Origin of the sequence: Streptomyces sp. NPDC058619, assembly GCF_042717785.1 — a bacterium.
Classification (GTDB): Bacteria; Actinomycetota; Actinomycetes; order Streptomycetales; family Streptomycetaceae; genus Streptomyces.
On sequence record NZ_JBHXQN010000119.1, the window covers coordinates 1 to 5,988 of the forward strand.

4 protein-coding genes and 4 pseudogenes are annotated in these 5,988 nt (G+C 68.1%); 2 read left to right on the forward strand and 6 right to left on the reverse strand.

Going from position 1 to position 5,988, the window contains the following annotated elements:
• Positions 1–260 (forward strand): annotated as a pseudogene (locus ACFWTC_RS38275) (transposase); the annotation flags it as partial.
• Positions 261–275: 15 nt separating this feature from the next.
• Here the strand turns inward: ACFWTC_RS38275 and ACFWTC_RS38280 are convergent.
• The 3 genes and pseudogenes from ACFWTC_RS38280 to ACFWTC_RS38290 form a co-directional block, all read right to left on the reverse strand.
• Positions 276–1,752, reverse strand: a pseudogene (locus tag ACFWTC_RS38280) (ISAzo13 family transposase); the annotation flags it as partial.
• A gap of 235 nt (positions 1,753–1,987) precedes the next feature.
• A pseudogene (locus tag ACFWTC_RS38285) lies at positions 1,988–2,434 on the reverse strand (recombinase family protein); the annotation flags it as partial.
• A gap of 300 nt (positions 2,435–2,734) precedes the next feature.
• Positions 2,735–3,751, reverse strand: coding sequence for a helix-turn-helix transcriptional regulator (locus ACFWTC_RS38290; RefSeq protein ID WP_383933221.1), 1,017 nt, complete (start codon positions 3,749–3,751; stop codon positions 2,735–2,737).
• A gap of 96 nt (positions 3,752–3,847) precedes the next feature.
• On the opposite strand from ACFWTC_RS38290, the gene ACFWTC_RS38295 reads away from it, so the two are divergent.
• On the forward strand, positions 3,848–5,086 hold the full coding sequence (locus tag ACFWTC_RS38295; RefSeq protein WP_384030565.1) for an FAD-dependent oxidoreductase: 1,239 nt from the start codon (positions 3,848–3,850) through the stop codon (positions 5,084–5,086).
• On the opposite strand, the gene ACFWTC_RS38300 is transcribed toward ACFWTC_RS38295, so the two are convergent.
• From ACFWTC_RS38300 to ACFWTC_RS38310, 3 genes and pseudogenes are all read right to left on the reverse strand, one after another.
• Positions 5,075–5,284, reverse strand: a complete 210-nt coding sequence (locus ACFWTC_RS38300; RefSeq protein ID WP_384030567.1) for a hypothetical protein — start codon at positions 5,282–5,284, stop codon at positions 5,075–5,077. The two genes, ACFWTC_RS38295 and ACFWTC_RS38300, sit on opposite strands and share 12 nt — an antisense overlap.
• Positions 5,285–5,317: 33 nt before the next feature.
• On the reverse strand, positions 5,318–5,563 hold the full coding sequence (locus tag ACFWTC_RS38305) for a Tn3 family transposase (RefSeq protein WP_383933227.1): 246 nt from the start codon (positions 5,561–5,563) through the stop codon (positions 5,318–5,320).
• Between the two features lie 37 nt (positions 5,564–5,600).
• A pseudogene (locus ACFWTC_RS38310) lies at positions 5,601–5,897 on the reverse strand (integrase core domain-containing protein); the annotation flags it as partial.
• Positions 5,898–5,988: the final 91 nt, after the last annotated feature.

Here is a 5,988-nt window from a genome sequence, read left to right on the forward strand (position 1 = left end):
TCAAGGCCCGCGTCGAGCACCGGATCGTCTCCCAGGCCGTGGTCATCGCGACCGGAGTCACCGAAGACGGAGGCCGCGAGGTTCTCGGTGTCATGGTCGGCGACAGCGAGACCGAGGCCTTCTGGTCCCAGTTCCTGCGTCACCTGCGAGAACGGGGCCTGACCGGCGTCCGCCTCGTGATCTCCGACAGCCACAGCGGACTGGTCAAAGCCATCCGGAAAGCCATGATCGGCGCTGCCTGGCAACGCTGCCGCGTCCACTGAACCTGTACGTAATCAAGTTGCCGGTTGTGTCGGCGTGTTGGACTTCGTGGTGGTGCTGGCGAGGAGGGCTTCGGCAGTGCGGTGTGTGACAGGTGCTGGTGGGAAGGTGATTCCGTCCTCGTCCAACAGTGCGCGCACGTCGCGGAAGGCGTTCGTGAGGGTGCCCCTGCTGATCTGGAAGAGCTCAGTGAGGACTTCTCCGGTGCAGACCTTGCGGTCCATGAGGACGGTGACCAGGACGCGCTCGGCGTCGGTGATCTTCTTTCCGAACACCCCGGCGCGGGTCCCGGGCTGGCGGTGCCCGCCGCGCTGTGTGAAGCGCTGTCGTTCGACCAGTGCGGCCTGCCGTTTCGAGAGCCGGTCGGTAGGTGCGGCTCATGCCGGTCAGTGCCGGGTCCGAGAGCTGTTCCGGCAGCGGGGGCCGGACTTCGGTGGGTGACATTCCGGTGTGCAGGAACGCCACCAGGTGGTCCGGTTGGGTGAATCGGACGGAGGAGAGCCCGACCGTGGTGCCGGTGTCGTCCAGCAGCCGGCTCGTGTCGCCGATGGCCTTGCTGATGGTGCGGTCGCTGAGCGCGAGCATGTCGTACAAGACCTTCTGGGAACAGACTTGCCGCAGGTAGAGCACGGTGATCAGAACCTTGTCGGCGCAGGTGAGCAGGGGACGGCCGTGGTCGCCGGGTGCCTTGCGGCGTCGTCCGCCGCGGTGCTGGTAGCAGCGTTCTTCCCGCTGTGCGGCCTGCGCGGGAGCCAGCCGGTCGCTCAGCGTGGCCAACTCTTCCCGCGTCATCCCGGTCAGCAGCGGGTCGGCCAGCATCTCCAGGAACTGGGTGCGGGCCGTTTCCCCGAGCCTGCGGACCGCCCCGTGCTCGCTGGGGCCCGGGCCGTCGGGGCGGATGGTGTAGTTCCAGGTTCCGCGCTCGGGGTGCTGCTCGATCGGGAGCGAGTCCAGGTACGTCTTGCTGACTGTAGTGCCTGTGGGATATGAGCCCGAATCAAGTTCGGCCTCGATATGTAGCCCGGTGCGGGTCCGCGTCGCGGCGATGGTCTTGACGACCACTTCGTGGCTGGTCAGCGGGCGGCCACGCCAGTTCATCGCGATATGGGAGAACAACCGGTGTTCGACCTTGTTCCATTTTGATGTACCGGGAGGAAAGTGACACACCGTGACGACCAGGCCCGTCTCGGCTGCGAAGGCGGCTAGTTCGGACTTCCAGACCCGGTAGCGGTAGCTGTTCGAGCCACCCGCGTCCGCGGTGATCAGCAGACGGGTGGCGTGTGGGCAGTCATGGTGGCCGCGGGCTTGCCACCAGCGACGGATGGAGGCGACCGCGAAGGTGGAGGTGTCGTGGTCGACGCCGACGTTGACCCAGCCGGTATCGGCGGTCAGGTCGTAGATGCCGTATGGGATAGCGGTATCGCCCTTCGGGCCGGTGAAGAAACTGTGGTCCTCCACCTGGACCGGGTCGCCCTTCGGCCGCCGAGGCCGAGTCGCCCTCGGTGAGGATGCGGTAGACGGTGGCGACCGAGGGACGCTGGCCCTTGTTCTTGCCCGAGGTGATGACCAGCTTCTGGGCGATCTGCGGTACGGACACACCGTTGGCCCGCAGGTTGCGGGCGTAGTCGGCCATGTCGTCGTCGACGACGTTGGGACGCCCGCCGTGGCGGCCGCACTCGCGGGCGGATGCCTGGCCTTCGAGGGACTTCTCCCGGATGTACTCGCGCTCGGACTCGGCCATGCCGGCGAAGAACGCGAAGAGGGCGGCGCCGTGGCCGGACGGGTCGTAGATCCCTTGGAGGGGGCCGGTGAGGAGTTCGAGCTGGATGGCGTGGTGGCGCAGGTCCTCGGCGATGGCTAGGAGCTCGGCGGCGCCGCGTCCCCGGCGCTTCATCTCATGGACCGTGAGGATCACCCGTTGGTGGGGGACGGCCTTCTTGATGGTGCGGGCGAAGTCCATCGCGTTGACGAACTCCGGCCGGACCTTGATCCGGGTGCTGATCTTCTCGGAGAAGACCGGGGCGCACCCGGCTTCCGTCAGGGCGTCGAGCTGGCTCTGGAGTTCTTGCTGGGCGGTACTGCAACGGGCGTAACCCACTCTCGTGGCGCCGTGGCGGCCTCGGGCACAGCAGCCACGATGGCCGGCCCCATCTCCCAGCGCGGCCGGGGCCACGATCGGCGGGGGTCTTCACCTCCAGCTCGGCGCGGAGCTGAGGGACGAGCATGAAGCGGGGGGTGTGGTACTTCGGGGCGACCTTGCCACCGCGGGTGCGGCAGGTGCTTCCGGCGGGCACCTCACACGTGGGGCAGTCGAACTGTTCGACGGCGGAAACCGGTTCGGCGAGCTGGGGCATGTCGCAGAAGCTACCCGATGGAGCTTTGTGCGAAAGCTGTTCTGCGAGAGGTTGTGAGAACGAAGATCAGAGGCAAACCGGACACGGCCGGGTGGAGGTCCGTGATCTCTCAGAACTACTCATTTATGAGAAGGATCGAGGTCCTCGGAGTCGGCAATAGTGGCCCATCGGTGTGTGAGGCGGCGGCATGCGTGGACGAGTTCGGGTGGGTGGAGGTCGGTGAGTTCGGTGTCGAAGGTGGCGAGGATGCCGGCGATGCCGGCCCAGGACCAGGCGCCGAGAGTGAGTCGGCAGTACTCGGTGTCGAGATGCTCCACGACGGAGCCGCCTGGTGCCCAGCGGGCCACGATGTGAGCGGGCAGGTTGAGCCGGGCAGAGCCGGTGCACTGCCAGGCGGCGGGGGTGTCGCCGCGGTCGTGGGTGCTCATCACGAAGTGGGCGAGGTCGGGGTGGGGAAGCGCGCGGGCAGCGAAGTGCTGCCTGGTGGGGCGGGGGTGCAGTCGATCGACGCGGCGCACTCGCCATTCATTGTCGGTGAGGTCGTAGGCGACCAGATACCACCGGGCAGCCCAGACGACCAGATGGTGTGGCTCGATGCGGTGGGCGGGCAGGTAGTCGGGGTCACTGGGTTCGGGGCGTGTGCCGTCGGGACGCAGTGTTTCGGTGACGAGGAGGTGGTGGTGGCGTACCGCGGTCCCGACGGCGGTGAGGGCGGCCGGGTCGATGGGGGGCGCGGGGAACTCCCAATAGTTCTGCAACCGAGTCAGGCGCAGGGATTCCATGGATGCCCGCAGCGCAGGGGGCATGACCTGGTACAGAGCCGCCAGTGCCCGCGCCGCGTCGTCCCCAAGGCCGAACATCGTGCTTGGCGCCGTCTGTAGGGCCACCGCGACCGCGAGGGCCTGGTCGTGGTCGAACAGCAACGGCGGCAGGGTTCGCCCGGCTCCGAGCTGGTAGCCGCCGTCGGGGCCGTGGATGGTAGCGATCGGGTAGTCGAGCGCACGCAAAGTTTCGATGTCGCGGCGGACCGTGCGTTCGCTGGTCCCGAGCCGGGTGGCGAGCTCGCGCAGCGACCACTGCCGCCCTGATCCGAGCAGAGACAACAGCCGCAATGCCCGGTGTGAGGTGTTCGCCATGGTCCCACCCTGACACCGGTAGTGGCCACTCGGTGTCCACTACCGGTGTCAGGGTGGGTTCTGTTCAGTGAGCAGCGGCGGAAAGGACGGTCGGGTATGCGGGTGGTCGTGGTGGGTGGCGGGATCGGCGGGCTTGCGTTGGGGGCGGGGCTGCGGCGCCGGGGGTTTGAGGTGGCGGTATTCGACCGTGACACCGATGTGACAGCGACGGGCGGTTACCACATCACCCTGGATGAGCGGGCACAGTCGGCGCTACAAGATCTGGTGGAACCGAAGATCATGCAGCGGCTGCTGGCATCGGGGTCGGCGCTGCGACTGCGCGAGCGCGACGCGTTCTGGGATCGTCGCGGCCGGCTGCTGGGCCACGGGCCGGACCTCAGCGACAGTGCGAGTATCGACGTCGATCGGATCACCCTGCGGATGCTGCTGGCCGAAGCCGTCGGAGATGACCTGCACTTGGGACGCAGCGTGTCCGGCGTCGGCCACGATGACCACGGTGCGCCCCGAGTGATGTTCACCGACGGGGCGCCGGTCTCGGCGGACCTGGTGGTGGGCGCGGACGGCACGCACTCAGTGGTCGCCCGCCACCTGGCGGGAGGCCCGACCAACAGCCCGGCGGGCATCATCGGGTTCTCCGGCCGCACCCTCCGGCGAGATCTCAGCCCCGGCGAGCATCAGCGACTTAGGCCACGATCGGGGCTGGCGATCGGCCCGCGCGGAGCAGCGCTCTACGTCGGTTTCCTCGACCCGGTCGGCAACACCGCGCTCGACGCTCCCGAGTTGCGGATGTCGGTAACCACCGCACCCACCTACATCTGGGGCGCCATGTTCCCCGAATCCACCAGTACCGATTCCCTGCGCGACCTGCGTGGCGGCGAACTGCCGGGCGCGCTGATCGGCCGATTCCGCGAGCGGGGCTGGGCCGAGCACACACTCGAGGTCATCGCCCGAGCCGACCCGCACAGCGTGGCCGCATTCCGCTTCAACGCCGCCTCCACCCGCGCAGAGGATCTCGCGCCCTGGCCCGCGGGTCGTATTACCGCGCTGGGCGACGCTGTCCACGCCACACCGCCCACCGCCGGAATGGGAGCGGGTGCGGCCATCCGCGACGCCGCCAGCCTGCTCACGCACGTCAGCGCCGCCGCCGACGGCACCGCCACCCTCACCGACGCCGTGGACCATTTCGAGGCCGGCATGCGCCAGCGCGGCAGCGAAGTCCTCACCCTGGCTATGAAGACCGTCCGGTGGATCCTGGCCACTGACACCACACTCGGCGCCGCAGCCACCGTCGTGAGCACCCCAATTCTGGCCGCAGCCGCCCGGCTACGTCACTGACGAGCCGCGCGACGCCCGTGCCCTGCACTCAGAACAAGGGGTCGCGCACGCCCACGGGCCGGTAGCCGGTGGGTCCAAGCTGGCCATCAGGAACCCTTCTTCGCAGTGACACGCGCTCGCGTCCCCGCCGGCGTCGCGGTCCTTGCCGTCGAGCAGGTCGTTCACCTCGTCCTCGGTGAGCTCGCGCGTCTCGTCCATGACCCTCATGATGCCGACCCGCCCGAGGCCGGCTCAGGCGGCTCGGCCGAGGCCGGCGGCGCTCAGGTCCTGCTCGCGCAGCTGGGTGAAGTCGACGTCCAGCTTCGGGTCGTAGGCGGCGGGCTGGATCCCGAGCTCGTGCGTGCTGTACTCGCCGAACCGGTTGATGTGCTCGGTCAGGTACGGCGAGATGTGGGCCAGGTTCTCCGGCTCGATCGTCCAGCCTTCTTCCAGCAGCTGCCGCACGATCTCCGCGATGTCCAGGGCGTTATGGAAGATGGGCCTTCCCCCAAGAAGGTGGGCACGCGGTTATTGATCACGCGGCGAGTGTGAGTCTAGCGGCGTGGTGTCGGCGTTCGTATTCGCCGGGGCTGAGGTGGCCGTTGGTGGAGTGTCGACGGCGGGTGTTGTAGCGGGTCAGCCAGGCGAAGACGGTTCGGCGGCAGCTGCCGGCCTCGCCGTAGTCGGGGCCTCCTTGGAGGGTCTCGCGTTTCAGGGAGGCGTGAAAGCTTTCGCAGGCCGCGTTGTCGGCGCTGGTGCCGACCGCGCCCATCGAACGGGTCACCCCGAGCTGGTAGCAGAACTCGGCGTAGGCCCCAGATCCGTACTGGGCGAGTTCAACCAGTCGTTGCAACGCCTGGCTGTTGTAGTGAGCGTAGCTGCTCCTCGAAGACCTCGGCTGGTGTCCGCCAACCGAGGCTCTT

Coding starts and splice junctions, on each gene's coding strand:
- ACFWTC_RS38290 (WP_383933221.1), bottom strand. CDS start 3,751: ATGGCGAACACCTCACACCGGGCATTGCGGCTGTTGTCTCTGCTCGGA.
- ACFWTC_RS38300 (WP_384030567.1), bottom strand. CDS start 5,284: ATGGACGAGACGCGCGAGCTCACCGAGGACGAGGTGAACGACCTGCTC.
- ACFWTC_RS38295 (WP_384030565.1), top strand. CDS start 3,848: ATGCGGGTGGTCGTGGTGGGTGGCGGGATCGGCGGGCTTGCGTTGGGG.